This window comes from Buttiauxella sp. JUb87, from assembly GCF_004361975.1.
GTDB lineage: Bacteria > Pseudomonadota > Gammaproteobacteria > Enterobacterales > Enterobacteriaceae > Buttiauxella > Buttiauxella ferragutiae.
In genome coordinates, this window is sequence record NZ_SNVY01000002.1 from 1 (window position 1) to 25,208 (window position 25,208).

Sequence of the window (25,208 nt, forward strand, 5' to 3'; positions counted from 1 at the left end):
ACGTTATGCGGTATTAGCTACCGTTTCCAGTAGTTATCCCCCTCCATCAGGCAGTTTCCCAGACATTACTCACCCGTCCGCCGCTCGTCACCCAGAGAGCAAGCTCTCCTGTGCTACCGCTCGACTTGCATGTGTTAGGCCTGCCGCCAGCGTTCAATCTGAGCCATGATCAAACTCTTCAATTAAAAGCTTGATTTGCTTCAACTCGTGAAGCGGTGCTCAAAAATTAACTTTCGTAATAATTCAACTAAATGAATTACTGCTTGGTCACTCTTCAAGACTTGATATTTTTTTGATACCCGAAGGTATCTGAGATATCAATCCTGCGAGTGCCCACACAGATTGTCTGATAAATTGTTAAAGAGCAGTGAGTTAGGCGCTTTCGCTTGCTAACTCGAGGTGGCGTATATTACGCTTTCCTCTTTCAGAGTCAACCCTTAATTTCAGGATATTTGACTCTCATCGCCGCCGTTACTCTGTGATGTTGTTCACATGTTCCGTGTCGATGGAGGCGCATTATAGGGATCTCTTTTTATTGCACAACTCTTTTTTCGATCTTTTCTTCCGACTGATTAGTTTTCGCCCTTTTCGCTGTGATCGTGTTCGATCTGCCCTGTTTTTGATGCTTTACCTCCTTGCCATAGGCTAAGAAAGCAGCCACAGTCTATCTATAAAGAGAACTGTCAGAGGTATTTATGTCCGCTGTATTACGACCTTTCCAAAAAACTTATCCTGAAATAGGCCAGCGCGTGATGCTTGATAGCTCAAGTGTTGTCATTGGTGATGTGCGCCTTGCCGATGATGTGAGCATTTGGCCATTAGTCGCTATTCGCGGCGACGTAAACTATGTGGCTATTGGCGCACGTAGCAATATTCAAGACGGTAGTGTGTTACATGTCACGCATAAGTCTTCTTATAACCCGGAAGGTAATCCGCTTGTTGTTGGGGAAGATGTGACTGTTGGGCATAAGGTTATGCTGCACGGCTGCACGATCGGAAACCGCGTGCTTGTGGGGATGGGATCGATTTTGCTTGATGGTGTAGTAATAGAAGATGATGTCATGATCGGTGCGGGAAGTTTGGTACCGCAGAATAAGCGTCTTGAAAGTGGTTACCTCTACTTGGGCAGCCCGGTAAAACAGATCCGTCCTTTAAAATCTGAAGAACTCGAAGGCTTAAAATACTCAGCCAATAACTACGTTCGCTGGAAAGATGAGTATCTCGCTCAGGAAAGCCAGACGCATCCTTGATTGTCCTCCTCACCTGCGGCAATTAGCTCCTCAGCTTCATCTTCCAGATCCCAGCGGTTTTGCCGAAAAAGCTCGAGCCATGATTCTTTATTATCGCCACCATAACGGCTGGCGATAATTTCCCCGGTAATCCCACACATCACCTGAAAACCATTTACTAATGCAGGGAAACAGATCGCCTGAAGTTGATCGTCCCATTGTTCACGGTCGGGAAATTGGATCGCCTGGTTCACTGCGCCATTTCCTGCTTTAGCTTCTCTATAACTGGGGCGATTTCAGGTAACACACCGTGCCACAAGAAAAAGGCATGCGCAGCCTGCCCCACCAGCATCCCCAAACCATCTGCATAATGTTGAACGCCGTGCTGTTTACACCAATGCAAGAAGGGGGTTTCGCCCTTTTGGTAGAACATGTCGTAGCAATGAACATTGTGCGAAAGCAACGATGCTGGAATAGCAGGAATGTCACCGGCAATACCACTGGAAGTCGCATTAATGATGAGATCAAATTGATGCCCCTCCAGTTCAGATTGTTCTAAAGACTGGATGCTGCCCATATGGTTAAACAATTGTGCGAGTTCCTGGGCCCGTGAAAAGGTGCGATTGGTGATCGTCACTGCGCAATCAAGCGAGAGCAGCGGCAATAGTACGCCTCTTGCCGCGCCACCAGCGCCAAGCAGCAAAACACGTCGGCCCGGTTCTATAAGCGATAAGCGTTCGAGATCGGTTAATAACCCAATCCCATCGGTGTTATCGCCTAACAGACGACCATCTTCCAGGCGCTTGAGGGTATTTACCGCGCCAGCTAACGCAGCGCGTTCTGTTAGCTCATCGGCCCGGGCGAATGCCTGCTCTTTGAAAGGGACCGTAATGTTGATTCCTTTACCGCCCGCCAGGAAAAAGTGCTCAAGTGTTTCAATAAAAGCATCAACAGGCGCAAGCACGCGGCCATAGGGATGCTCAATTTGTAATTGCTCAGCAAACATCTGATGAATTTGCGGAGATTTGCTGTGCTGAATGGGATTACCAAAAACGGCGAAGGTTTCCATTATTTACCCCTGGCGGAAAAGTTCGCCGGTCAAAGCGTCACGGATTTCAGAAGGATTCTGTCTGCCACCGGTATCGCCACGTAGCACCGGGAAATCATCGCCAAATTGCAGCAAGACTTCATCGGCAGTACGGCAAGGCGGCAGCCCGGACAGATTGGCACTGGTAGACACCAAAGGTTTGCCATAAGCCAAACACAGCTCACGAACCAATGGGTGGTCAGTCACCCTCACCGCTAAAGACTCAAATCGGCCTGTTAGCCAGCGCGGTGTGGATGGCAGTGCAGGAAAGACAAAGGTCACAGGCCCCGGCCAACAGGAAAATACTGCATCTCGCTGCATTTGAGTCAGGGTTGCACTATCTATATAAGGAAGAAGCTGCTCGAAATTCGCAGCGATCAGAATCAGACCTTTGTCGACGGGGCGATGTTTTAGTTCAAGCAAACGCATGACGGCCACTTCGCTGTCGGGATCACAACCGACACCAAAGACAGCTTCGGTTGGATAAGCGATGACTTGTTGTTGTTTTAGGGCGGCAACGATCTCTACGAGTTGCTCTGATTGCAGGTTTGTCTTCACAAGCTTTTATTCCGCCGTTACCGGCTTTCCACATTGTTTACTGGCACAGAATTGCTTTAGCCCCTGCGCCGTTTTCTTTTCGATAAGTAAAGGATAGTGACATGCAGTGCATTCACCAGCCACCGGTTTGCTATTTATAACAAACTGGCATGTTGGATAGCAGTCGCACGACCAAAAGGTTTTGCCGAATCGAGAGCGCCGCTGGACTAATTTCCCTTGCTGGCATTGAGGGCAGCTGATTGCTGTTTCATCAGGCTTGTCGATGACTTCCGAGTGTTCACACGTTGGATAATCACTACAACCGATAAACATGCCAAAACGCCCCTGCCGCAACACAAGGTTTTTCTGGCATACAGGGCAAAGCTGACCTTCAAGCACTTTAACTACGTGGCCATCAGCCTGGCTTTTTAGCGGGCGTACATAATCGCATTCCGGATAATGGGAGCAGCCAAGAAAAGGGCCGTGTTTACCGGAACGAATGACTAACCCTGCCCCACATTGAGGGCAGGGTTCATTTTTAGGCACAGTGAACAGTGCTGATTTGGTCATAACATCTCATGCTGCGACTTTAATTTAGTGCAGCATACCTTCATTTACTTCGAAGAGTAATTCTTCCATTTGTTGGTAAGCGTTTTCGCAACCCGGAATATTGAACAGCACCATCAGCACCACCCACTTTAAATCTTCCAGCTCGAACTCGGCGGTGTCTAATGCTAATACTCGCTCAATGACCATTTCACGGGTTTCGAGGTTCAGCACCTGAATCTGTTCAAGGAACAGTAAAAACCCCCGACAAGTTGCATCAAGTCGCTGGCATTCATCTGCGGTATACATACGCATTGAAAGTGGGTCAGCGGCCAGTTGCATGGGTTCAGTCAGACCTTCCTGATAGTCCGCCAGTTTTTCAAGCCATACAAGAGCGTTATAAATGTCTTCATGATCAAAACCGGCGTCGGCGAGATCACGTGTCAATTTATCTTGATCAACTCGCATTTCCACTTCGTTGTGGATGTAGGTTTCAAATAAGTACATTAGTACGTCGAACATGGCATGCCCTCCTCAATCGGACATAGCCGCCGGGTACAGCTGCGATCCATCCTGCTAACTCCAGTTCGAGTAGCTGGGCTACCGTCTCTGGCACAGGTTGGCCGGCACGTTCAGCGACGACGTCAACAGGTGTAACCTCATCTCCTACGTTAGCCAACAGCTCAGGAAATGGCAATGTGCGATCCCCCTCATTGTATGAATATATTAATGCTTTGTGAGGTGAAGGAAGCCATTGCAGTTCGTTTTCCAGGTGCTCGAGTATGTCCGACGGGTGGCTTACCAGTGTAGCGCCTTGCTTAATCAACCAGTGCGGCCCTTCACTGCCGGGGCTACCCACTGCGCCCGGTAACGCAAACAGTTCTCTGCCTTGCTCGAGTGCATAACGGGCCGTGACCAGCGATCCACTGCGCTCACTGGCTTCGACAACAAATACCGCACGACTCAGCCCACTGATGATGCGATTTCTGCGCGGAAAATTGCCTGGATAGGGAGAGGTCGTTAGGGGAAATTCAGAGATAATCGCCCCTCCTTCCGCAATTATCTGTTCGGCCAATTGCTTATGGCGCCTGGGGTAAATTCCAGCCAGCCCATTCCCCAACACCGCGATGGTTTTCCCGTGAACGTTTATTGCCGCGCGGTGCGCCACCGCGTCAATACCCAGAGCCAAACCACTGGTTATCGTTAACCCGGCAGTAGCTAATGGTTCGCAAAACATCCGGCACCACCGCTCGCCATATTGGGAAATACTGCGATTACCCACTACGGCAAGTTGGTTACTGGAAAGAAGCTCAATATCCCCCCTGACAAATAAAGCTGCAGGGTAGCAATCTATTGCACGCAACTGAGCTGGATAATGCTCACAGTCGGCCGTGAGAAGATGATGATCAGGTACTTCAAGCCAGTCCAATGACTCTTCCAGCTCTTTGCCACTAAATTCCAGAAAATGAGAAATCTGCTGGGTAGATAAGCCTGCTCTCGTCAGAGAAACAACCGAACACTCAGGCTCCTTCAACAAGAAATGGGCAATTTTTAATAGCTTATCGCCACTCAGGCTTTGAACCGCCATCAGACGTAACCAGATCTCTTTTGGTGGCATCTCATCCTCCTGCCATAAGCTATAAAAGCAATCCTTGCGATTGGTCACTGATGCTGTCAATCAGGCCGGGAAATGTCTAGAATAGAGGTAATAATCTTTCTATCAATTGAACACAGCTCTGGATATTTATGTCAGTTTTGCAGGTATTACATTTCCCGGACGAGCGCCTTCGCACTGTGGCGACTCCGGTCAAAGAGGTGAATGCGGAGATTCAGCAGATTGTCGATGACATGTTCGAGACAATGTACGCTGAAGAAGGTATTGGCCTTGCAGCAACACAGGTGGATATCCACCAACGAATTATTGTGATTGATGTTTCTGAAAACCGCGACGAGCGCCTGGTTTTAATCAATCCAGAGCTGCTGGAAAAAAGCGGTGAAACCGGCATCGAAGAGGGTTGCCTCTCTATTCCAGAACAACGTGCGTTAGTGCCTCGTGCCGAACGAGTCAAAATCCGTGCACTGGACCGTGAAGGTCAGCCGTATGAACTAGAAGCCGATGGCCTGCTTGCTATTTGTATTCAGCACGAAATGGACCATCTGGTTGGCAAACTGTTTGTCGATTACCTTTCACCGTTGAAACGTCAGCGTATTCGTCAGAAACTGGAAAAAATGGCTCGTCTGAATAAGAGCGCCTAATCCATCACAAAAGGGAATAATGTGTCTGATTCACTGCGTATTATTTTCGCCGGTACCCCTGACTTTGCAGCGCGTCATCTTGACGCGCTGTTGTCTTCTCAGCACCAGGTTGTTGGCGTATTTACACAACCCGACAGGCCCGCTGGGCGTGGCAAAAAGCTGATGCCGAGCCCTGTAAAAGTACTGGCGACTGAAAAGAATATCCCCGTTTTTCAACCCGCCTCTTTGCGTCCGGCCGAAAATCAGGAACTGGTTTCCAGCTTGAACGCCGATGTCATGGTGGTTGTAGCTTACGGCCTGATTCTGCCAAAAGCAGTTCTGGATATGCCACGCCTGGGCTGTATTAATGTTCATGGCTCGCTGCTGCCACGCTGGCGTGGTGCGGCACCTATCCAGCGGTCGTTATGGGCTGGTGATGCCGAAACTGGCGTGACCATTATGCAAATGGACGTGGGTCTGGATACTGGCGATATGCTGGTGAAACTCTCCTGCCCAATTGAAGCCACTGATACCAGCGCAACACTCTACGATAAGCTGGCAAATCTTGGGCCACAAGGGTTACTGGAAACGTTAAACCAACTGGCTACAGGGCTTGCAACACCAGAAGTTCAGAGCGAGGAATTGGTCACGTACGCTGAGAAACTCAGCAAGGAAGAGGCTCGTATCGACTGGTCGCTATCTGCTGCACAACTTGAGCGTTGCATCCGCGCCTTTAACCCATGGCCAATGAGTTGGCTGGAAATTGACGGCCAACCAGTCAAAATCTGGCAAGCATCAGTAATCAATCAACTCACTGATGCAACGCCTGGAACCATCATTGAAACCAATAAACAGGGTATTCAGGTGGCAACCGGCGAAGGGATTTTAAATCTGGAATCCCTTCAACCAGCAGGAAAGAAAGCAATGACTGCTCAGGATCTCCTGAACTCTCGCAGCGAATGGTTTAAGCCAGGTGCACTTCTCGCCTGATAAAAGAAATTCTTTGCGCCCAGGCCAAACACCTGGGCATTTTTGTTTTTAAGCGCCGGAAAACCAGAGCGTGGTTATGAAAAAAACACTAAATCTTCGCAGTATGGCCGCACAGACGATTGAACAAGTTGTGGAAAAAGGTCAATCACTCAGTAATGTGCTGCCTGCGGCGCAACACAAAGTTTCTGATAAAGATAAAGCATTGCTTCAAGAGCTCTGTTTTGGTGTATTGCGCACTTTGCCGCAACTCGAATGGCTGGTCAGCAAGTTGATGTCCCGCCCAATGACCGGTAAGCAACGCACCATTCACTATTTAATTATGGTGGGTTTTTATCAGCTGCTTTATACCAGAATTCCTGCCCATGCCGCTCTTGCAGAAACCGTTGAAGGTGCGGTTGCAATTAAACGCCAATCGCTCAAAGGTTTAATTAATGGCGTTCTGCGCCAGTTCCAGCGTCAGCAAGAAGAACTGATGGTAGAAGCCTCTAAACACGAGAGCCGTTTCCTGCATCCAACATGGCTACTGCAACGTTTGAAAAAAGCCTATCCAAATCAATGGCAATCCATAGTTGATGCGAATAATCAGCGCCCACCAATGTGGCTGCGTGTTAATCGCCAACACCATACTCGTGAAGAATGGATGGCGTTACTGGCTGAAAGCGAACTGGAAGGTCATATTCATCCTCAGTATCGCGATGCGGTACGCCTGGAAACGCCAGCACCTGTTCATACCTTACCTGGTTTTGAACAAGGGTGGGTTACCGTTCAGGATGCTTCAGCACAAGGTTCGGTAGATCTACTTGATCCGCAAAATGGTGAGATGATCCTTGATTTATGTGCAGCACCTGGCGGCAAGACGACTCATATTTTGGAAGCAGCCCCTAAAGCGCATGTGATGGCGGTCGACATTGATGAACAACGTCTGAAACGTGTACACGAAAACCTTCAGCGCCTGGGTATGACAGCAGATGTGAAATCTGGTGATGGACGATTTCCTGAACAATGGTGCGGCAACCAACAATTTGACCGTATTCTGCTTGATGCTCCTTGCTCAGCTACCGGTGTTATTCGCCGCCATCCAGATATCAAGTGGTTGCGCCGTGACAGGGACATTGCTGAATTAGCTGAGTTGCAGAAAGAGATTCTTGAGGCTATTTGGCCAAGACTAAAATCGGGTGGCACACTGGTTTATGCTACCTGCTCTATCCTGCCAGAAGAAAACTGGCAACAGGTAGCGGCTTTCCTGGCACAGCATCCGGAAGCACAACTGGTTGAAACCGGTACGCCTGAAAAACCAGGGATCCAGAATCTCCCTTCTCCGGAAGATGGTGATGGCTTCTTTTACGCTAAGCTAATTAAAAGCTGATTCAGGTTTGCTGAGTCTTAGGTTTCATCACCAATGAAGCTATAAAAAATGAAAATAATCATTCTCGGTGCGGGCCAGGTCGGCGGCACACTGGCAGAAAACCTGGTAGGTGAAAACAACGACATTACTGTTGTTGATACCAATCAAGATCGTCTGCGCAGCTTGCAAGATAAGTTTGATTTACGCGTTGTGCAGGGGCATGGCTCGCATCCGCGCGTTTTGCGTGAAGCCGGCGCAGATGATGCCGATATGCTGGTCGCAGTAACCAGTTCGGACGAAACGAATATGATTGCCTGCCAGGTAGCGTATTCGCTTTTTAATACTCCAAATCGTATTGCGCGTATCCGTGCTCCAGATTATGTGAGGGATGCCGAGCGCTTATTTAACGCCGAAGCGGTGCCAATTGACCACCTAATCGCACCTGAACAGCTAGTTATCGACAATATCTATCGCCTTATTGAGTATCCTGGTGCGCTACAGGTTGTTAATTTTGCCGAGGGAAAAGTTAGCCTTGCAGTGGTGAAAGCCTATTATGGCGGCCCGTTAGTGGGCAATGCACTTTCTACTATGCGTGAGCATATGCCGCATATTGAAACTCGCGTTGCTGCTATTTTCCGACACGACAGGCCAATTCGTCCGCAAGGTTCAACTATTGTTGAAGCCGGGGACGAAGTATTTTTCATTGCCGCTTCTCAGCATATTCGAGCGGTAATGAGTGAATTACAACGGCTCGAGAAACCCTATAAACGTATCATGCTGGTCGGTGGAGGGAATATTGGGGCGGGTCTCGCGCAACGTCTTGAAAAAGACTACAGCGTTAAACTCATTGAGCGTGATTCGCAACGCGCGGCCGAACTGGCTGAAATGTTGCAAAACACTATTGTTTTCTATGGTGATGCCTCAGATCAGGAATTATTAGCCGAAGAACATATTGAACAAGTCGATTTGTTTATTGCCGTCACTAACGACGATGAAGCAAATATTATGTCCGCGATGCTAGCGAAACGTATGGGTGCCAAGAAAGTTATGGTGCTTATCCAGCGCAAAGCCTACGTTGACCTGGTTCAAGGTAGCGTGATTGATATTGCTATTTCACCACAACAAGCCACCATTTCTGCTTTGCTCGGGCACGTGCGTAAAGCCGATATCGTCGGTGTTTCCTCTCTGCGTCGAGGTGTAGCTGAAGCGATTGAAGCCGTTGCTCATGGTGATGAAAGTACTTCACGAGTTGTCGGTCGTTCAATTGATGAAATAAAACTTCCACCAGGAACAATTATTGGCGCAGTTGTACGTGGTAATGACGTCATGATCGCTAATGACAATTTGCGTATTGAACAAGGCGACCATGTAATTATGTTCCTGACAGATAAGAAATTTGTCAGCGATGTAGAAAGATTGTTCCAACCAAGCCCATTCTTCTTGTAATACTATTTGGCGGGGAATTTCTCCGCCAAGCTATTCCAACAATTCTAAAAACCACCATGTTATTAAGGAATTAACATCAAAATCTTATTACCATAATGTAATGGCAATCGGGTTATCATTTGTTAAACTTATTAACGTCAGCCAGTACAAGGAGAGAAAAATGAGCATGTTAAAAGAATTCCGCGAATTTGCTATGCGTGGGAACGTTGTAGATTTGGCAGTGGGTGTGATTATTGGGGCAGCATTCGGGAAAATTGTTTCATCATTGGTTGCGGATATTATTATGCCGCCACTTGGATTGCTGATTGGGGGCGTTGATTTTAAGCAATTCGCCTTAATTCTACGACCTGCGGCTGGTGATATTCCAGCAGTGGTTATGCATTACGGTATCTTTATTCAAAATATCTTTGATTTCGTGATTGTTGCTTTCGCAATTTTCCTGGCAATCAAAGGAATGAATCAATTGAACCGCAAAAAAATAGAAGAACCTGCAGCGCCAGCGGCACCAACTAAAGAAGAAGTATTACTTAGCGAAATCCGCGACCTGCTAAAACAACAGAATGAGCGAGTTTAATTGCGCTAATTAAACGAGGAAGGCCAGTGGTAAAAAAGCAATTTGCTTGTTTGCCACTGGCCTCCCAGTTACCTTTTTTACCATGCTTAACAGTACGCTGATAGCTTCCCTTCCCTTTCTTATTCTGCTCAACTCGCTGACGAAACAGCGGGTCATGTAACAAAGCCTCAATGGCATTATCTTTGATGACCCCTTTCTTATGCTGATATTTACTCATACAAACTCCAGATTGTTTAAAATAGCGGCGCAAGTGTATGCCCGTATTTGCTGAATCGCAATTTATTCTTTTCTCCGACTTGCACCTTGTTCAAGGGCCTCAAGAATTGAACAATATGCAGTGCTGTGAGCACTTCCACAACAAGCATCATTGAGTCTCTGCAACGATCGTCGCATATGCTGAAGTTCTTTTATTTTAGACTCTACTTCTACAAGTCTCGACTGCACGATGCTCTTTGACTCCTGACACGTGTGATGTTCAGGATCAATTCGGATCGACAACAACTCGCGGATAGTTTCCAGTGTAAAACCTAATTGCTTGGCGTAACGAATGAACTTCAGACGCTGCAAATCACTTTCACTATAAAGCCGAAAACCACCTTCAGTTCTGACTTCATGATCCATCATTTGCTGTTTTTCATAGTAACGTATGGTGTCAGGAGTTACATCCGCCAGTCTGGCCAACTCTCCAATGCGAAACATGATCATTCATTCCTCATCAATTTTATGAAGTAATTTGTCGGCATATTCACCGCGAAGAAAATCGGTGCTCATACCTGCCTGTTGCAGTTTTAACTCAAGTAATGCCAGTTTCTTACTTATACCCAGGTACTCTGAATTTTCTCGATCAATTGAATGAAGAAGCTCATTTAGCTCAATGGCATCTTTTCGTTGCTGGAGTACCGGAGGTAAACAACCCGAGTTTTTCAAAATACGCCAGGCTACTCGAAGCTCTGGTGGAATAAATGAATCATCGTCGAGTTTAAGAGGAGCACCGGAGCCCCGTAGAGAGTCAAACTCCCCATTGCGTTGCGCATCAAGAATATGACGTTCTGACCACTGGTCGATTAACCACATAACTTATGTCGGCGTTTGTTAGAGATGAAATAAAGATACGATGAATTGATGCATGAAGGGAAACTACAGATATAAAAAAACCGGGCAAGCCCGGTTTTTCCATGTTACTACAGATTACTCTGCAGCAGCTTCTGTTTGAGACTCGGCGCGATCAACTAGCTCGATGTAAGCCATCGGAGCATTGTCACCTGCACGGAAGCCACACTTAAGAATACGAGTGTAACCACCAGTACGGGCTGCAAAACGCGGACCCAGTTCATTAAACAGTTTTGCCACGATCTCGTTATCACGAGTACGGGCGAATGCCAGACGACGATTAGCAACGCTATCAGTCTTGGCAAGAGTAATCAGCGGCTCAACTACGCGACGCAGCTCTTTCGCTTTAGGCAGAGTCGTCTTGATGATCTCATGACGAACCAGTGAACCTGCCATATTGCGGAACATAGCCTGGCGATGGCTGCTGTTGCGGTTCAGTTGACGACCACTCTTACGATGGCGCATGACCTTATCCTTCTCAGTAAAACCTTAACCTGTGATCCGGTTACTCGTCAGCGATGCTTGCCGGTGGCCAGTTTTCCAGGCGCATGCCCAGAGACAAACCACGGGAAGCCAGCACATCTTTAATCTCAGTAAGAGATTTTTTACCCAAGTTAGGCGTTTTGAGCAGCTCAACTTCGGTACGCTGTACCAGATCACCGATATAGTGGATAGCTTCTGCCTTAAGGCAGTTAGCAGAGCGGACAGTCAATTCCAGATCGTCAACAGGGCGCAGCAGGATCGGATCGAATTCTGGTTTCTCTTCTTTAACTTCTGGCTGACGTACATCACGTAAATCAACGAAAGCTTCAAGTTGTTCAGCCAGAATGGTTGCCGCACGACGAATCGCCTCTTCAGGATCGATTGTGCCGTTGGTTTCCATTTCGATGACCAGCTTATCCAGGTCGGTGCGCTGTTCTACACGCGCAGCTTCAACATTGTAGGCAATTCGCTCTACAGGGCTGTAGCAGGCGTCGACCAGCAGACGGCCGATTGGGCGCTCATCTTCTTCCGAATGAATTCGGGCAGAGGCCGGCACGTAACCGCGACCGCGCTGAACTTTGATACGCATACTAATAGATGCGTTCTCATCGGTCAGGTGGCAGATCACATGCTGCGGCTTGACGATTTCGACATCACCATCATGGGTGATATCGGCTGCAGTCACAGGGCCAATGCCAGACTTATTCAGAGTAAGAATAACATCATCTTTACCTTGAACTCTCACCGCCAGCCCTTTCAGGTTGAGCAGGATTTCCAGGATATCCTCCTGAACGCCTTCTTTGGTGCTGTACTCGTGTAGTACACCATCAATCTCAACCTCTGTCACCGCGCAACCCGGCATCGATGAGAGCAGAATACGGCGCAGTGCATTACCAAGAGTATGGCCAAAGCCACGCTCTAAAGGCTCAAGGGTCACCTTGGCGTGCGTCGAACTCACTTGCTCGATATCTACCAGGCGCGGTTTTAGAAACTCTGTCACAGAACCCTGCATTGTGTCCTCTCTTTGGTACTAAGCTTTACTTGGAGTAAAGCTCGACGATCAGGTGTTCGTTAATGTCCGCAGACAGATCAGTACGCTCAGGCTTACGCTTGAACACACCTTCCATCTTAGCAGCATCAACTTCCAGCCAGGTTGGCTTTTCACGCTGTTCAGCCAGCTCCAGAGCGGCCTTCACGCGAGATTGCTTTTTGGCTTTCTCACGGATGCTAACTACGTCATTCGGAGTTACCTGATAAGAAGCGATGTTAACAACGCGACCATTTACCATTACTGCTTTGTGGCTAACGAGCTGACGTGATTCTGCACGAGTAGCACCGAAGCCCATACGGTAAACAACGTTGTCAAGACGACCTTCCAGCAGAGCCAACAGGTTTTCACCGGTGTTGCCTTTCAGACGAGCTGCTTCTTTATAGTAGTTACGGAACTGACGCTCCAGAACACCGAACATGCGGCGAACTTTTTGCTTTTCACGCAACTGCACACCATAGTCAGACAGACGCGGTTTACGCGCACCGTGCTGGCCAGGAGCTTGTTCAATTTTACACTTGGTATCGATCGCGCGAACACCAGACTTCAGGAACAGGTCTGTGCCCTCGCGACGGCTCAGCTTGAGCTTAGGACCCAAATATCTTGCCATTTTCTTTCTCCAACATTCCTAAAAACGAGCGTTATACGCGACGTTTTTTCGGCGGACGACAACCGTTGTGAGGGATCGGAGTCACATCAGTAATATTAGTGATGCGGAAACCAGCGGCGTTCAGAGCACGAATGGTAGATTCGCGGCCTGGACCCGGTCCCTTAACCATAACTTCCAGGTTCTTGATACCGTATTCTTTCACGGCTTCTGCGCAACGCTCTGCTGCAACCTGAGCTGCGAACGGAGTCGATTTGCGAGAACCACGGAAACCGGAACCACCGGCAGTTGCCCAACCCAATGCGTTACCCTGACGATCAGTAATAGTAACGATAGTGTTGTTGAAAGAAGCATGGACATGAGCCACGCCGTCAGAGACTTGTTTTCTTACACGCTTACGTGCACGAATTGGTGCCTTTGCCATTATTCAATCACCCCGATTATTTCTTGATCGGTTTGCGCGGACCCTTACGGGTACGTGCGTTGGTCTTCGTACGCTGACCGCGCACTGGCAGACCACGACGATGACGCAAACCGCGATAGCAACCAAGGTCCATCAGACGCTTGATGCTCATACTCACTTCACGGCGCAGATCACCTTCAACGACAAATTTGGCAACTTCGTCACGCAGCGTGTCGATTTGTTCTTCAGACAGCTCTCTGATCTTAACATCTTCAGCGATACCCGCCGCGGCACAAATTGCCTTTGAGCGAGTCTTGCCGACACCGTAAATCGAAGTTAACGCGATTACGGTATGTTTTTGATCAGGAATGTTAATGCCTGCTATACGGGCCACTATGCACTCCTACTATTTAGATTATGCGTCCCATACCGAAAAGCCCGTTTTCAGGATACTCAAATGGAAACGCATAGACATACAAAAGATTGGCTGGCTAATCTAGCCAGCTCAACCCAACTTTGCAAGAAAAATATGCGAGATAATCAGCCTTGACGCTGTTTATGCTTCGGTTCGGCGCTGCAAATCACGCGAATAACACCGTCACGCTTAACGATTTTGCAGTTACGACATAATTTCTTGACGGAAGCACGAACTTTCATTTTTACTCTCCGTAACTTCTCAAGCGACTATTAACGGCCGTAGCCTTTCAGATTCGCTTTCTTCAATGCAGACTCGTACTGACTAGACATCATCAGAGTTTGCACTTGAGCCATAAAGTCCATGATAACCACGACAACAATGAGCAGCGAGGTTCCACCGAAGTAGAAAGGCACTTTCATTGCGTCACGCATGAACTCCGGGATTAGGCAGATAAAGGTAATGTACAACGCACCAACCAAGGTCAGGCGGGTCATTACTTTATCAATATACTTCGCCGTTTGTTCTCCCGGACGAATTCCTGGTACAAATGCACCGGACTTCTTCAGGTTATCTGCTGTTTCACGAGGGTTGAAAACCAACGCCGTATAGAAGAAACAGAAGAAGATGATTGCAGACGCATAGAGTAACACATAAAGCGGTTGCCCAGGCTGCAAATACAGCGAAATTGTAGTCAGCCAGTTCCAACCGGTTCCGCCCCCAAACCACGATGCAATCGTTGCAGGGAACAGAATAATACTGGAAGCAAAGATTGCTGGAATAACACCAGCCATATTCACTTTCAGCGGTAAATGCGTGCTCTGCGCAGCATAGACACGACGACCTTGTTGACGTTTTGCGTAGTTTACCACAATGCGGCGTTGACCACGTTCAACAAAAACAACGAAGAAGGTCACTGCGAATACTAGTACTGCAACCAACAGCAACAGAAGGAAGTGCAGGTCGCCTTGCCTTGCTTGCTCGATAGTATGGCCAACGGCCGGCGGCAAACCCGCAACAATACCAGCGAAGATTATGATTGAGATACCGTTGCCGATACCACGCTCAGTAATCTGTTCGCCCAGCCACATAAGGAACATCGTTCCCGTGACAAGACTCACAACAGCGGTGAAGTAGAATGCAAAGCCTGGGTTTAACACCAGGCCCTGCATACCAGGCATATTCGGTAAACCGGTAGCAATACCGATCGACTGGAATATTGCCAGCACCAGAGTTCCGTAACGGGTGTACTGACTAATCTTACGACGGCCAGATTCCCCTTCCTTCTTCAACTCTGCTAACGCTGGGTGAACCACCGTTAACAGCTGGATAATAATCGATGCCGAAATATACGGCATGATACCCAATGCAAAGATAGAAGCACGGCTGAGTGCACCACCAGAGAACATGTTAAACATTTCAATGATAGTGCCTCGCTGTTGCTCAAGCAGTTTGGCAAGTACAGCGGCATCAATACCAGGGATCGGAATAAAAGAGCCAATGCGGAAAACAATCAGCGCACCGATAACAAACATCAGTCTGCGTTTCAGCTCACCAAGCCCGCCTTTAGCACTTTGAAAATCTAATCCCGGTTGCTTTGCCATCTGCTACTTATTCCTCGATTTTACCGCCAGCAGCTTCGATAGCAGCACGAGCGCCTTTAGTGACACGCAGGCCGCGAACAGTTACCGGACGAGAAACCTCGCCAGACAGAATCACTTTCGCGAATTCAATCTGAATACCGATAATGTTTGCTGCTTTCAGCGTGTTCAGGTCAACTACGTCGCCTTCAACTTTCGCCAGATCAGAGAGACGAATCTCACCGGTGATCATTGCTTTGCGAGAGGTGAAACCAAACTTCGGCAGACGACGGTACAACGGCATCTGACCACCTTCAAAACCACGACGTACGCCACCGCCAGAACGAGAGTTCTGACCTTTGTGACCACGACCGCCGGTTTTACCGAGGCCAGAACCGATACCACGACCCAGACGCTTGGAAGCGTGCTTAGACCCTTCGGCCGGAGACAGAGTATTTAAACGCATCTCTTACTCCTCAACTTTAACCATGTAGGAAACCGCGTTGACCATACCACGTACAGCAGGAGTATCCTCGCGCTCTACGGTGTGGCCAATACGACGCAGACCCAGGCCAAGCAGCGTTGCCTTGTGTTTCGGCAGACGACCGATTGCACTGCGGGTTTGTGTAATTTTAATAGTCTTTGCCATGGTCAATTACCCCAGAATTTCTTCAACGGATTTACCACGCTTGGCAGCGACCATTTCCGGAGACTTCATATTCGCCAGGCCATCAATAGTTGCACGAACCACGTTAATCGGGTTGGTGGAACCATATGCTTTAGCCAAAACGTTATGAACTCCAGCGACTTCCAGAACGGCGCGCATTGCACCACCGGCAATAATACCGGTACCCTGGGAAGCCGGCTGCATGAACACACGAGAACCTGTGTGCACACCTTTAACAGGGTGCTGCAGGGTGCCGTGGTTCAGCGCGACGTTAATCATGTTGCGACGGGCTTTTTCCATCGCTTTCTGGATAGCTGCTGGAACTTCACGCGCTTTTCCGTAACCAAAACCAATGCGACCGTTACCATCGCCAACCACTGTCAGAGCAGTGAAGGAGAAAATACGACCACCTTTAACGGTTTTAGATACGCGATTTACCGCGATCAGCTTTTCCTGCAGTTCGCCAGCTTGTTTTTCGATGTGAGCCATCTTACACCTCTACCTTAGAACTGAAGGCCAGCATCACGGGCAGCATCTGCCAGTGCCTGGACACGACCATGATATTGGAAACCAGCACGGTCAAAGGATACTTTCGTAATGCCTTTTTCCAGTGCGCGCTCTGCAACAGCTTTACCCACAGCTGTAGCGGCGTCTTTATTTCCAGTGTACTTCAGTTGCTCAGCGATAGCTTTCTCTACAGTAGATGCAGCTACCAGGACTTCTGAACCGTTTGGTGCGATAACCTGTGCATAAATATGACGAGGCGTACGGTGAATCACCAGACGAGTCGCACCCAGTTCTTTGAGCTTGTGACGTGCGCGGGTCGCACGACGGATACGAGCAGATTTCTTATCCATAGTGTTACCTTACTTCTTCTTAGCCTCTTTGGTACGCACGACTTCGTCGGCGTAACGAACACCCTTGCCTTTATAAGGCTCAGGACGACGGTAGGCGCGCAGATCAGCAGCCACTTGTCCAATCATCTGCTTATCAGCGCCTTTCAGCACGATTTCAGTTTGAGTTGGACATTCAGCAGTGATTCCCGCTGGCAGAGCATGTTCAACAGGATGAGAGAAGCCCAGGGCCAAACTCACCGCATTGCCTTTAACTGCTGCACGATAACCTACACCAACCAGCTGCAGCTTCTTAGTGAAGCCTTCGGTAACACCGATAACCATTGCATTTAACAGCGCACGAGTGGTACCCGCTTGGGCCCACGCGTTAGCAAAACCTTCGCGTGGAGCGAAAGTCAGTGCATTATCAGCGTGTTTAACTTCAACAGCATCGTTGATTGTACGAGTCAGCTCGCCGTTCTTACCTTTGATCGAAATAACCTGACCGTTGAGTTTTACCTCTACGCCAGCAGGAATAACGACCGGTGCTTTAGCAACACGAGACATTTTATTCCTCCAATTAGGCTACGTAGCAGATAATTTCGCCACCAAGACCAGCTTGGCGCGCTGCACGATCAGTCATAACACCTTTAGAGGTAGAAACGACAGCAATACCCATACCGGCCATAACTTTAGGCAGCTCATCTTTTTTCTTATAGATGCGCAGACCTGGGCGGCTGACTCGCTGAATGCTCTCTACCACAGCCTTGCCCTGGAAATACTTAAGAGTCAGTTCCAGTTCAGGCTTGATGTCGCCTTCGATTTTAAAATCTTCAATATAGCCTTCTTCTTTCAGCACGTTGGCAATTGCCAATTTCAGCTTGGAGGAAGGCATGGTGACCGCAACTTTATTCGCGGCTTGACCGTTACGGATACGGGTCAGCATATCCGCGATCGGATCTTGCATGCTCATCTGTCTTTACTCCCGTGATTCAATTGGATATTACCAGCTAGCCTTCTTCAAGCCAGGTACTTCACCGCGCATAGCGGCTTCACGAAGCTTGATACGGCTCAACCCGAATTTGCCCACATAACCATGCGGACGACCAGTTTGGCGGCAGCGGTTACGCTGACGGGACGGGCTGGAATCACGCGGCAGAGACTGCAGCTTAAGAACAGCATCCCAACGATCTTCGTCGGATGAGTTCACACCAGAGATGATAGCTTTCAATTCCTCGCGTTTAGCGCGGTATTTGTCGGCCAGTTTCACGCGAACGACTTCGCGTGCTTTCATCGATTGCTTAGCCATTAGTAACCCTACCTTACTTACGGAATGGGAAGTTAAAGGCTGCCAGCAGAGCACGGCCTTCATCATCAGATTTCGCAGTAGTGGTAATGGTAATATCCAAACCACGAACGCGATCGACTTTGTCATAGTCGATTTCTGGGAAGATGATCTGCTCACGGACACCCATGCTGTAGTTACCACGGCCATCGAATGACTTAGCGGACAAGCCACGGAAGTCACGGATACGCGGTACAGCAATGGTGATCAGGCGCTCAAGAAACTCCCACATGCGTTCGCCACGCAGAGTTACTTTACAGCCGATCGGATAGCCCTGACGGATTTTGAAGCCTGCAACTGATTTGCGTGCTTTGGTGATCAACGGCTTTTGACCGGAGATTGCTGTCAAGTCAGCTGCTGCGTTATCCAGCAGTTTCTTGTCAGCGATCGCTTCACCCACACCCATGTTCAGGGTGATCTTCTCGACCCGAGGGACTTGCATGACAGAATTGTAGTTAAACTCAGTCATGAGTTTTGTAACTACTTCGTCTTTGTAGTAATCATGCAGTTTCGCCATCGTACTACTCCAAATTACTTGATAGTTTCGCTGTTAGATTTGAAGAAACGGACTTTTTTGCCCTCTTCGAATCTAAAGCCTACACGGTCAGCCTTGCCGGTTGCCGCATTGAAGAGTGCAACGTTAGAAACTTGAATAGCAGCTTCTTTTTCAACGATGCCACCTGGTTGGTTCAGGGCCGGAACCGGCTTCTGATGTTTCTTAACCAGGTTAATACCTTCAACAATAAGCTTGCCGGAAGACAAGACATTCTTAACTTTACCGCGCTTACCTTTATCTTTACCGGTTAACACGATAACTTCGTCATCACGACGGATTTTAGCTGCCATGATTCGCTCCTTAGAGTACTTCTGGTGCCAGAGAGATAATTTTCATGAACTTTTCATTACGCAGTTCACGAGTTACCGGCCCAAAAATACGCGTGCCGATTGGTTGCTCGCTGTTATTGTTTAAAATAACGCATGCATTACCATCGAAGCGAATGACAGAACCGTCCGGGCGACGAACACCCTTCCTGGTGCGCACCACTACCGCTTTCAGGACATCGCCTTTCTTCACCTTACCACGAGGAATTGCTTCCTTGATGGTAATTTTGATGATGTCGCCGACGCCTGCGTAGCGACGGTGCGAGCCACCCAGAACCTTGATACACATTACGCGACGCGCGCCGGAGTTGTCGGCTACGGTCAGCATAGTCTGTTCTTGGATCATTTCAGTGCTCCGCTAATGTCAACTACTACTTCGGGACCCATAATTAGGTCGTTAAAAAGCCCCATAAACGAGGGCGCGGCATTATAACACCGGTTCCTGAATATGGGTAGAAAAAATAAACGGCTCATTTACTGAGCCGTTTATTCGTTAGACAAAGCTCACTGTATTACAGAACAGCTTTATCTACAACGCGAACAAGCGTCCAGGACTTAGTCTTGGACAGTGGACGGCATTCGCGGATTTCAACCACGTCACCGATACCACATTCATTGCTCTCGTCATGTACGTGCAGTTTGGTCGTACGTTTGATGAATTTGCCGTAAATCGGGTGTTTCACCACACGTTCGATAGCAACAACGATGGATTTCTCCATTTTGTTGCTAATCACGCGACCTTGCAGAGTACGGATTTTATCGGTCATTACGCACCCGCCTTCTGAGTCAATAAAGTCTTAACACGTGCAACATCACGACGCACTTGCTTCAGCAGGTGAGTCTGTTGCAGCTGGCCACTTGCTGCTTGCATACGCAGATTGAACTGCTCACGCAGCAAATTCAGCAGCTCGGTGTTCAGCTCTTCAACACTCTTTTCACGCAGCTCTTTTGCTTTCATTACATCACCGTCTTAGTTACAAAGGTGGTTTTAATCGGCAGTTTCGCTGCTGCCAGCTTGAATGCTTCACGGGCCAGCTCTTCTGGTACGCCGTCCATTTCATACAGGACTTTGCCAGGCTGAATCAAGGCAACCCAATACTCTACGTTGCCTTTACCTTTACCCATACGCACTTCAAGCGGCTTTTCGGTGATCGGTTTGTCCGGGAATACACGGATCCAGATCTTACCCTGACGCTTAACTGCACGGGTCATTGCACGACGTGCTGCTTCGATCTGACGTGCAGTCAGACGACCACGGCCAACAGCTTTCAGACCGAAAGTGCCGAAGCTAACATCCGTACCAGCAGCCAGACCACGGTTGCGGCCTTTGTGCACTTTACGGAATTTTGTACGCTTTGGTTGTAACACAGCGACTCTCCTTACTTACGGCCTTTACGCTGCTGCTTTTTAGGTTGAGCAGCCGGTTTTTCCGGTTGTTCAACAGCAGCCATCCCACCCAGGATCTCACCTTTGAAGATCCACACTTTAACGCCGATTACACCATAAGTGGTGTGCGCTTCAGAGGTGTTGTAGTCAATGTCAGCACGCAGTGTGTGCAATGGCACGCGACCTTCACGATACCATTCGGTACGTGCGATCTCAGCGCCACCCAGACGGCCGCTAACTTCAACTTTGATACCTTTAGCGCCCAGACGCATGGCATTCTGTACAGCACGCTTCATAGCACGACGGAACATAACACGACGTTCCAGCTGTGAAGTGATGCTATCAGCAACCAATTTTGCGTCCAGTTCAGGCTTACGAACTTCGGCGATATTGATCTGTGCAGGAACGCCAGCGATATCCGCTACGACCTTGCGCAGTTTTTCTACGTCTTCGCCTTTCTTACCGATTACGATGCCAGGGCGAGCAGTGTGAATAGTCACACGGATGCTCTTAGCTGGACGCTCGATAACGATACGAGATACAGACGCCTTCGCCAGTTCCTTAGTCAGGTACTGACGAACTTTAAAATCGCTGTCCAGGTTGTCAGCGAATTCTTTGGTGTTCGCAAACCAAGTAGAGTTCCAAGGTTTTACAATACCCAGGCGAATACCATTAGGATGTACTTTCTGACCCATTGCTAGTCTCCAGAGTCTCAGCGATCGGACACAACCACAGTAATGTGGCTGGTGCGCTTCAGGATGCGATCTGCACGACCTTTTGCACGCGGCATAATGCGCTTCATGCTTGGGCCTGCGTCTACGAAGATTTTCGCGACTTTCAGATCGTCAATGTCAGCGCCATCGTTGTGTTCAGCGTTAGCAATGGCAGATTCCAGAACTTTCTTGACCAATACAGCCGCTTTCTTGTTGGTGAAGGTCAAAATTTCCAGTGCCTGCGACACTTTCTTACCGCGAATAAGGTCTGCAACAAGGCGAACCTTTTGAGCAGAAGAACGAGCGTGGCGATGTTGAGCTAAAGTTTCCATCTCTTCCTCCTACTTATTTCTTCTTGGCTTTTTTATCAGCAGCGTGGCCGCGATAAGTACGTGTCGGTGCAAATTCACCCAGTTTGTGACCGACCATTTCGTCGGAAACAAATACCGGAACATGCTGACGACCATTATGGACAGCGATGGTCAAACCGATCATGTTAGGAAAGATCGTTGAACGACGGGACCAAGTGCGCAGGGGCTTCTTGTCACCGCTTTCCACCGCTTTCTCTACCTTCTTCAGCAAGTGCAGGTCAATAAAAGGACCTTTCTTGAGAGAACGTGGCATGGCTTATCCTCTAAAATTATTTGCTACGGCGACGTACGATGAATTTATCAGTACGCTTGTTGCTGCGGGTCTTCTTACCTTTGGTCTGAACGCCCCACGGAGTTACCGGGTGCTTACCAAAGTTACGACCTTCACCACCACCATGTGGGTGGTCGACTGGGTTCATCGCAGTACCGCGAACGGTAGGACGAACACCACGCCAGCGTGCAGCACCTGCTTTACCCAGAACGCGGAGCATATGCTCAGAGTTGCCGACTTCGCCCATGGTTGCACGGCAGTCAGCTTCGACTTTACGCATTTCACCAGAACGCAGACGCAGGGTAACGTAAGCACCATCACGTGCAACGATCTGCACATAGGTACCAGCAGAACGTGCAAGCTGACCGCCTTTACCTGGTTTCATTTCTACGTTATGAACGGTAGAACCAACCGGGATATTGCGCATCGGCAGGGTGTTACCTGCTTTGATTGCAGCATCAACGCCAGATTGAATCTGGTCGCCAGCTTTCAGGCCTTTAGGGGCCAGGATGTAACGGCGTTCGCCATCTTTGTACAGAACCAGTGCGATGTTCGCAGAACGGTTCGGATCGTACTCAAGACGTTCAACAATTGCCGGGATACCGTCTTTGTTGCGTTTAAAGTCAACAATACGATAAGCCTGCTTGTGACCACCACCGATGTGACGAGTAGTGATACGACCATTGTTGTTACGGCCACCGGATTTGCTGTTTTTTTCAACCAGCGGAGCAAATGGTTTGCCCTTATGCAGCTCAGGGTTGACCACTTTAACTACGTGGCGACGACCCGGAGATGTCGGTTTACATTTAACAACTGCCATTGTTTTTCTCCTCCGACTTACTCAGCGCCGCCGACGAAGTCCAGATTCTGGCCTTCCTTCAGGGTGACGTAAGCTTTTTTCCAGTCGCTACGACGACCGATACGCTGTCCATGACGCTTAGTTTTACCTTTAACAACCAAGGTATTAACGCCTTTAACTTCAACTTCGAACAGTTTCTCAACAGCAGCAACGATCTCTGCTTTGGTCGCGTCTTTTGCAACTTTGAGAACGATGGTATTTGTTTTTTCCATCGCCATAGATGCTTTTTCAGATACGTGCGGCGCGCGCAGTACTTTCAGCAGACGTTCTTCACGGATCATGCCAGCATCTCCTCAACTTGCTTAACTGCATCAGCAGTCATAACGACTTTGTCGAAGGCGATCAGGCTAACTGGATCGATTGTTGCTGCGTCGCGCACGTCAACCTTATGCAGGTTACGCGCAGCCAGGAACAGATTCTCATCCAGTTCGCCAGTTACGATCAGCACATCTTCCAGGGCCATGTCTTTCAGTTTCTGAGCAAGCAGCTTAGTTTTAGGCGCTTCAACAGAGAACTGTTCGACAACGATCAGACGATCCTGACGTACCAGTTCGGACAGAATGCTTTTCAGCGCTCCGCGGTACATCTTTTTGTTAACTTTTTGACTGTGGTCCTGCGGGCGAGCAGCGAAGGTTACGCCACCGGAACGCCAGATCGGGCTCTTGATAGAACCTGAACGCGCACGGCCGGTACCTTTCTGGCGCCACGGCTTTTTACCGGAACCAGTTACTTCAGCACGGGTCTTCTGAGCACGAGTACCTTGACGGGCACCAGCTGCATAAGCAACTACAACCTGGTGTACCAGCGCTTCGTTGAAATCACGACCGAAGGTAGTTTCGGAAACAGTCAGCGCGCTTTGCGCGTCTTTCAATACTAATTCCATTGCTATCTCCTCACGCCTTCACAGCTGGTTTAACAATAAGGTCGCTACCGGTTGCACCCGGAACTGCACCCTTAACCAGCAGCAGGTTGCGCTCAGCGTCAACGCGTACTACATCCAGGCTCTGAACAGTTACACGTTCGTTGCCCAGTTGGCCTGCCATTTTCTTGCCTTTGAACACTTTGCCCGGAGTCTGGTTCTGACCGATAGAACCCGGAACGCGGTGAGACAAGGAGTTACCGTGTGTAGCGTCCTGGGTACGGAAGTTCCAGCGCTTAACGGTACCTGCGAAACCTTTACCTTTAGAGGTGCCAGTTACGTCAACTTTTTTAACTTCAGCAAACAGCTCAACGCTAATGTCTTGACCTACAGTGAACTCTTCGCCTTCTGCAAGACGGAATTCCCAAAGGCCACGGCCAGCTTCTACGCCAGCTTTAGCGAAGTGACCAGCTTCCGGCTTAGTTACACGGCTAGCTTTTTTAGCGCCAGTGGTAACTTGAACAGCACGGTAGCCGTCGTTAGCCAGGTCTTTAACCTGAGTAACACGGTTTGCTTCTACTTCGATCACGGTTACTGGGATAGAAACGCCGTCTTCTGTGAAGATACGGGTCATACCCACTTTTTTACCGACTAAACCAATCATTGTTTCAACCTCTCAATCGTCAATGACCTGATTAACCCAGGCTGATCTGCACGTCAACACCAGCAGCCAGATCCAGACGCATCAGAGCATCAACGGTTTTCTCAGTTGGCTCAACGATGTCAACCAGACGCTTGTGAGTGCGAATTTCGTACTGATCACGCGCGTCTTTGTTGACGTGCGGAGAGATCAGAACGGTAAAGCGCTCTTTGCGGGTCGGCAGCGGGATCGGACCACGTACTTGCGCACCAGTGCGCTTAGCAGTCTCGACGATTTCCGCAGTTGATTGATCGATCAGACGATGATCAAACGCTTTAAGGCGGATACGGATTCTTTGGCTCTGCATGAGACCATAGCTCCAATTATTTTATAGACGAAAAAAATCACTACTCACACCCATTACGATTGATGGGGGAGTGTAATCGTTCATACATAGTTCCCCAATTGGGAACATTGTCGACAGCAGCTTCGCTGTCAGGCTCATATCGAGCCAGCCGTCGATTAAGACAGGCCCGCGCATTATACGTAAATCTGCTTCTTAAGCAAGTCATGGATACGAATTAAACAATCTTTTGCATCTGGTTGCACTTCACCTCCCACAAAATTTGTAACACGATCTGATTAGCATATTCTCTGCGGAACATTACACGTAACTCTTCAAACTCCATTTTGCTTTACAAAGTTCATTGATTTAGCTTTAAAACTCATTTTGCCTGATACTGGTCA

43 protein-coding genes and 1 rRNA gene are annotated in these 25,208 nt (G+C 48.7%); 6 read left to right on the forward strand and 38 right to left on the reverse strand.

The features are described 5' to 3' along the window. Nucleotides 1-185, reverse strand: a 16S ribosomal RNA gene (locus EC843_RS08275); the annotation flags it as partial. 510 nt (nucleotides 186-695) lie between these two features. On the opposite strand from EC843_RS08275, the gene EC843_RS08280 reads away from it, so the two are divergent. Continuing rightward, the gene (locus tag EC843_RS08280) at nucleotides 696-1,250 is read left to right on the forward strand and encodes a gamma carbonic anhydrase family protein (RefSeq protein WP_064543005.1); all 555 of its coding nucleotides are present in this window, start codon (nucleotides 696-698) and stop codon (nucleotides 1,248-1,250) included. Here EC843_RS08280 and EC843_RS08285 read toward each other — a convergent pair. The 6 genes from EC843_RS08285 to dprA are packed head-to-tail and all read right to left on the reverse strand — an operon-like array spanning nucleotide 1,226 to nucleotide 5,017. After that, complete coding sequence (locus EC843_RS08285) at nucleotides 1,226-1,483, reverse strand: DUF1488 domain-containing protein (RefSeq protein WP_064543003.1); 258 nt, start codon at nucleotides 1,481-1,483, stop codon at nucleotides 1,226-1,228. The genes EC843_RS08280 and EC843_RS08285 overlap by 25 nt on opposite strands. Continuing rightward, complete coding sequence (aroE, locus tag EC843_RS08290; RefSeq protein WP_064543001.1) at nucleotides 1,480-2,298, reverse strand: shikimate dehydrogenase; 819 nt, start codon at nucleotides 2,296-2,298, stop codon at nucleotides 1,480-1,482. The genes EC843_RS08285 and aroE overlap by 4 nt, the downstream gene beginning before the upstream one ends. Before the next feature lie 3 nt (nucleotides 2,299-2,301). Then, a complete protein-coding gene (tsaC, locus tag EC843_RS08295; protein WP_064542999.1) occupies nucleotides 2,302-2,874 on the reverse strand; it encodes an L-threonylcarbamoyladenylate synthase type 1 TsaC in 573 nt (190 codons plus the stop codon). Between the two features lie 6 nt (nucleotides 2,875-2,880). Beyond that, a complete protein-coding gene (locus EC843_RS08300) occupies nucleotides 2,881-3,423 on the reverse strand; it encodes a type I DNA topoisomerase (RefSeq protein WP_064542996.1) in 543 nt (180 codons plus the stop codon). A gap of 24 nt (nucleotides 3,424-3,447) precedes the next feature. Further along, the gene (gene smg / locus EC843_RS08305; protein ID WP_064542994.1) at nucleotides 3,448-3,921 is read right to left on the reverse strand and encodes a DUF494 family protein Smg; all 474 of its coding nucleotides are present in this window, start codon (nucleotides 3,919-3,921) and stop codon (nucleotides 3,448-3,450) included. Then, nucleotides 3,893-5,017 (reverse strand): DNA-protecting protein DprA, encoded by a 1,125-nt coding sequence (dprA, locus tag EC843_RS08310; protein ID WP_133522083.1) that lies wholly within the window; start codon nucleotides 5,015-5,017, stop codon nucleotides 3,893-3,895. The genes smg and dprA overlap by 29 nt, the downstream gene beginning before the upstream one ends. Nucleotides 5,018-5,145: 128 nt before the next feature. Here dprA and def point away from each other — a divergent pair, with 128 nt between their 5' ends. The 5 genes from def to mscL all read left to right on the forward strand — a co-directional run bounded on the left by def (nucleotide 5,146) and on the right by mscL (nucleotide 9,989). Further along, entirely contained in the window at nucleotides 5,146-5,655 is a 510-nt protein-coding gene (def, locus tag EC843_RS08315; protein WP_064542990.1) for a peptide deformylase, read from the forward strand. Nucleotides 5,656-5,676: 21 nt separating this feature from the next. Then, nucleotides 5,677-6,624: a methionyl-tRNA formyltransferase gene (fmt, locus tag EC843_RS08320; protein WP_133522084.1), complete on the forward strand. Its 948-nt coding sequence runs from the start codon at nucleotides 5,677-5,679 to the stop codon at nucleotides 6,622-6,624. Nucleotides 6,625-6,700: 76 nt separating this feature from the next. Next, a complete protein-coding gene (rsmB, locus tag EC843_RS08325) occupies nucleotides 6,701-7,990 on the forward strand; it encodes a 16S rRNA (cytosine(967)-C(5))-methyltransferase RsmB (RefSeq protein WP_121814780.1) in 1,290 nt (429 codons plus the stop codon). A 48-nt stretch (nucleotides 7,991-8,038) separates the two neighbouring features. After that, complete coding sequence (gene trkA / locus EC843_RS08330) at nucleotides 8,039-9,415, forward strand: Trk system potassium transporter TrkA (protein ID WP_064542983.1); 1,377 nt, start codon at nucleotides 8,039-8,041, stop codon at nucleotides 9,413-9,415. A gap of 160 nt (nucleotides 9,416-9,575) precedes the next feature. Then, nucleotides 9,576-9,989 (forward strand): large-conductance mechanosensitive channel protein MscL, encoded by a 414-nt coding sequence (gene mscL / locus EC843_RS08335; protein ID WP_064542981.1) that lies wholly within the window; start codon nucleotides 9,576-9,578, stop codon nucleotides 9,987-9,989. On the opposite strand, the gene EC843_RS08340 is transcribed toward mscL, so the two are convergent. From EC843_RS08340 to rpsJ, 31 genes are all read right to left on the reverse strand, one after another. Beyond that, the gene (locus tag EC843_RS08340) at nucleotides 9,943-10,206 is read right to left on the reverse strand and encodes an alternative ribosome-rescue factor A (protein ID WP_064542979.1); all 264 of its coding nucleotides are present in this window, start codon (nucleotides 10,204-10,206) and stop codon (nucleotides 9,943-9,945) included. The two genes, mscL and EC843_RS08340, sit on opposite strands and share 47 nt — an antisense overlap. Before the next feature lie 62 nt (nucleotides 10,207-10,268). Beyond that, a complete protein-coding gene (gene zntR / locus EC843_RS08345) occupies nucleotides 10,269-10,688 on the reverse strand; it encodes a Zn(2+)-responsive transcriptional regulator (protein ID WP_064543007.1) in 420 nt (139 codons plus the stop codon). A gap of 6 nt (nucleotides 10,689-10,694) precedes the next feature. Continuing rightward, nucleotides 10,695-11,063 carry a DUF1992 domain-containing protein gene (locus tag EC843_RS08350; RefSeq protein ID WP_133522085.1) on the reverse strand — a complete coding sequence of 123 codons (369 nt, stop codon included), beginning with the start codon at nucleotides 11,061-11,063 and terminating at the stop codon, nucleotides 10,695-10,697. A 114-nt stretch (nucleotides 11,064-11,177) separates the two neighbouring features. Then, the gene (rplQ, locus tag EC843_RS08355) at nucleotides 11,178-11,564 is read right to left on the reverse strand and encodes a 50S ribosomal protein L17 (RefSeq protein ID WP_034461760.1); all 387 of its coding nucleotides are present in this window, start codon (nucleotides 11,562-11,564) and stop codon (nucleotides 11,178-11,180) included. Nucleotides 11,565-11,604: 40 nt separating this feature from the next. Continuing rightward, nucleotides 11,605-12,594, reverse strand: a complete 990-nt coding sequence (rpoA, locus tag EC843_RS08360; RefSeq protein WP_034461761.1) for a DNA-directed RNA polymerase subunit alpha — start codon at nucleotides 12,592-12,594, stop codon at nucleotides 11,605-11,607. A 25-nt stretch (nucleotides 12,595-12,619) separates the two neighbouring features. Beyond that, the gene (gene rpsD / locus EC843_RS08365; protein ID WP_034461762.1) at nucleotides 12,620-13,240 is read right to left on the reverse strand and encodes a 30S ribosomal protein S4; all 621 of its coding nucleotides are present in this window, start codon (nucleotides 13,238-13,240) and stop codon (nucleotides 12,620-12,622) included. 31 nt (nucleotides 13,241-13,271) lie between these two features. After that, a complete protein-coding gene (rpsK, locus tag EC843_RS08370) occupies nucleotides 13,272-13,661 on the reverse strand; it encodes a 30S ribosomal protein S11 (protein ID WP_002438687.1) in 390 nt (129 codons plus the stop codon). Between the two features lie 16 nt (nucleotides 13,662-13,677). Further along, nucleotides 13,678-14,034 (reverse strand): 30S ribosomal protein S13, encoded by a 357-nt coding sequence (gene rpsM, locus EC843_RS08375; protein WP_034461763.1) that lies wholly within the window; start codon nucleotides 14,032-14,034, stop codon nucleotides 13,678-13,680. A 146-nt stretch (nucleotides 14,035-14,180) separates the two neighbouring features. Then, nucleotides 14,181-14,297 (reverse strand): 50S ribosomal protein L36, encoded by a 117-nt coding sequence (rpmJ, locus tag EC843_RS08380; RefSeq protein ID WP_000868187.1) that lies wholly within the window; start codon nucleotides 14,295-14,297, stop codon nucleotides 14,181-14,183. Between the two features lie 30 nt (nucleotides 14,298-14,327). After that, entirely contained in the window at nucleotides 14,328-15,659 is a 1,332-nt protein-coding gene (secY, locus tag EC843_RS08385) for a preprotein translocase subunit SecY (protein WP_034499015.1), read from the reverse strand. 7 nt (nucleotides 15,660-15,666) lie between these two features. Next, nucleotides 15,667-16,101 carry a 50S ribosomal protein L15 gene (rplO, locus tag EC843_RS08390; protein ID WP_034461765.1) on the reverse strand — a complete coding sequence of 145 codons (435 nt, stop codon included), beginning with the start codon at nucleotides 16,099-16,101 and terminating at the stop codon, nucleotides 15,667-15,669. Between the two features lie 3 nt (nucleotides 16,102-16,104). Next, a complete protein-coding gene (gene rpmD, locus EC843_RS08395; RefSeq protein ID WP_004846568.1) occupies nucleotides 16,105-16,284 on the reverse strand; it encodes a 50S ribosomal protein L30 in 180 nt (59 codons plus the stop codon). 6 nt (nucleotides 16,285-16,290) lie between these two features. Then, the gene (gene rpsE, locus EC843_RS08400; protein WP_034461766.1) at nucleotides 16,291-16,791 is read right to left on the reverse strand and encodes a 30S ribosomal protein S5; all 501 of its coding nucleotides are present in this window, start codon (nucleotides 16,789-16,791) and stop codon (nucleotides 16,291-16,293) included. Between the two features lie 14 nt (nucleotides 16,792-16,805). Then, nucleotides 16,806-17,159 carry a 50S ribosomal protein L18 gene (gene rplR / locus EC843_RS08405; RefSeq protein WP_034461768.1) on the reverse strand — a complete coding sequence of 118 codons (354 nt, stop codon included), beginning with the start codon at nucleotides 17,157-17,159 and terminating at the stop codon, nucleotides 16,806-16,808. Between the two features lie 9 nt (nucleotides 17,160-17,168). Next, nucleotides 17,169-17,702 (reverse strand): 50S ribosomal protein L6, encoded by a 534-nt coding sequence (rplF, locus tag EC843_RS08410; RefSeq protein WP_034461769.1) that lies wholly within the window; start codon nucleotides 17,700-17,702, stop codon nucleotides 17,169-17,171. 13 nt (nucleotides 17,703-17,715) lie between these two features. Next, nucleotides 17,716-18,108, reverse strand: coding sequence for a 30S ribosomal protein S8 (rpsH, locus tag EC843_RS08415; RefSeq protein WP_034461770.1), 393 nt, complete (start codon nucleotides 18,106-18,108; stop codon nucleotides 17,716-17,718). A 30-nt stretch (nucleotides 18,109-18,138) separates the two neighbouring features. Next, the gene (rpsN, locus tag EC843_RS08420; protein ID WP_034499021.1) at nucleotides 18,139-18,444 is read right to left on the reverse strand and encodes a 30S ribosomal protein S14; all 306 of its coding nucleotides are present in this window, start codon (nucleotides 18,442-18,444) and stop codon (nucleotides 18,139-18,141) included. Nucleotides 18,445-18,457: 13 nt separating this feature from the next. After that, the gene (rplE, locus tag EC843_RS08425) at nucleotides 18,458-18,997 is read right to left on the reverse strand and encodes a 50S ribosomal protein L5 (protein WP_034461772.1); all 540 of its coding nucleotides are present in this window, start codon (nucleotides 18,995-18,997) and stop codon (nucleotides 18,458-18,460) included. 14 nt (nucleotides 18,998-19,011) lie between these two features. Further along, complete coding sequence (rplX, locus tag EC843_RS08430; RefSeq protein ID WP_034461774.1) at nucleotides 19,012-19,326, reverse strand: 50S ribosomal protein L24; 315 nt, start codon at nucleotides 19,324-19,326, stop codon at nucleotides 19,012-19,014. A gap of 10 nt (nucleotides 19,327-19,336) precedes the next feature. After that, nucleotides 19,337-19,708: a 50S ribosomal protein L14 gene (rplN, locus tag EC843_RS08435; protein ID WP_002438705.1), complete on the reverse strand. Its 372-nt coding sequence runs from the start codon at nucleotides 19,706-19,708 to the stop codon at nucleotides 19,337-19,339. 166 nt (nucleotides 19,709-19,874) lie between these two features. Then, nucleotides 19,875-20,129, reverse strand: a complete 255-nt coding sequence (gene rpsQ / locus EC843_RS08440; RefSeq protein ID WP_034499024.1) for a 30S ribosomal protein S17 — start codon at nucleotides 20,127-20,129, stop codon at nucleotides 19,875-19,877. After that, a complete protein-coding gene (rpmC, locus tag EC843_RS08445) occupies nucleotides 20,129-20,320 on the reverse strand; it encodes a 50S ribosomal protein L29 (protein WP_008457158.1) in 192 nt (63 codons plus the stop codon). Before rpmC ends, rpsQ begins: the two co-directional genes overlap by 1 nt. Further along, nucleotides 20,320-20,730, reverse strand: a complete 411-nt coding sequence (gene rplP / locus EC843_RS08450; protein ID WP_008927134.1) for a 50S ribosomal protein L16 — start codon at nucleotides 20,728-20,730, stop codon at nucleotides 20,320-20,322. Before rplP ends, rpmC begins: the two co-directional genes overlap by 1 nt. An 11-nt stretch (nucleotides 20,731-20,741) precedes the next feature. After that, on the reverse strand, nucleotides 20,742-21,443 hold the full coding sequence (gene rpsC / locus EC843_RS08455) for a 30S ribosomal protein S3 (RefSeq protein WP_000529945.1): 702 nt from the start codon (nucleotides 21,441-21,443) through the stop codon (nucleotides 20,742-20,744). Between the two features lie 17 nt (nucleotides 21,444-21,460). Then, entirely contained in the window at nucleotides 21,461-21,793 is a 333-nt protein-coding gene (rplV, locus tag EC843_RS08460; RefSeq protein WP_034461779.1) for a 50S ribosomal protein L22, read from the reverse strand. A gap of 13 nt (nucleotides 21,794-21,806) precedes the next feature. Further along, nucleotides 21,807-22,085, reverse strand: a complete 279-nt coding sequence (gene rpsS, locus EC843_RS08465; RefSeq protein WP_001138115.1) for a 30S ribosomal protein S19 — start codon at nucleotides 22,083-22,085, stop codon at nucleotides 21,807-21,809. Between the two features lie 16 nt (nucleotides 22,086-22,101). Continuing rightward, nucleotides 22,102-22,923: a 50S ribosomal protein L2 gene (gene rplB / locus EC843_RS08470; RefSeq protein ID WP_034499027.1), complete on the reverse strand. Its 822-nt coding sequence runs from the start codon at nucleotides 22,921-22,923 to the stop codon at nucleotides 22,102-22,104. 17 nt (nucleotides 22,924-22,940) lie between these two features. Beyond that, nucleotides 22,941-23,243 carry a 50S ribosomal protein L23 gene (gene rplW, locus EC843_RS08475; RefSeq protein ID WP_034499029.1) on the reverse strand — a complete coding sequence of 101 codons (303 nt, stop codon included), beginning with the start codon at nucleotides 23,241-23,243 and terminating at the stop codon, nucleotides 22,941-22,943. After that, a complete protein-coding gene (rplD, locus tag EC843_RS08480; protein WP_034461782.1) occupies nucleotides 23,240-23,845 on the reverse strand; it encodes a 50S ribosomal protein L4 in 606 nt (201 codons plus the stop codon). The genes rplW and rplD overlap by 4 nt, the downstream gene beginning before the upstream one ends. A gap of 10 nt (nucleotides 23,846-23,855) precedes the next feature. Continuing rightward, a complete protein-coding gene (rplC, locus tag EC843_RS08485) occupies nucleotides 23,856-24,485 on the reverse strand; it encodes a 50S ribosomal protein L3 (RefSeq protein ID WP_034461783.1) in 630 nt (209 codons plus the stop codon). Nucleotides 24,486-24,516: 31 nt separating this feature from the next. Continuing rightward, nucleotides 24,517-24,828 (reverse strand): 30S ribosomal protein S10, encoded by a 312-nt coding sequence (rpsJ, locus tag EC843_RS08490; protein WP_034461784.1) that lies wholly within the window; start codon nucleotides 24,826-24,828, stop codon nucleotides 24,517-24,519. Nucleotides 24,829-25,208: the final 380 nt, after the last annotated feature.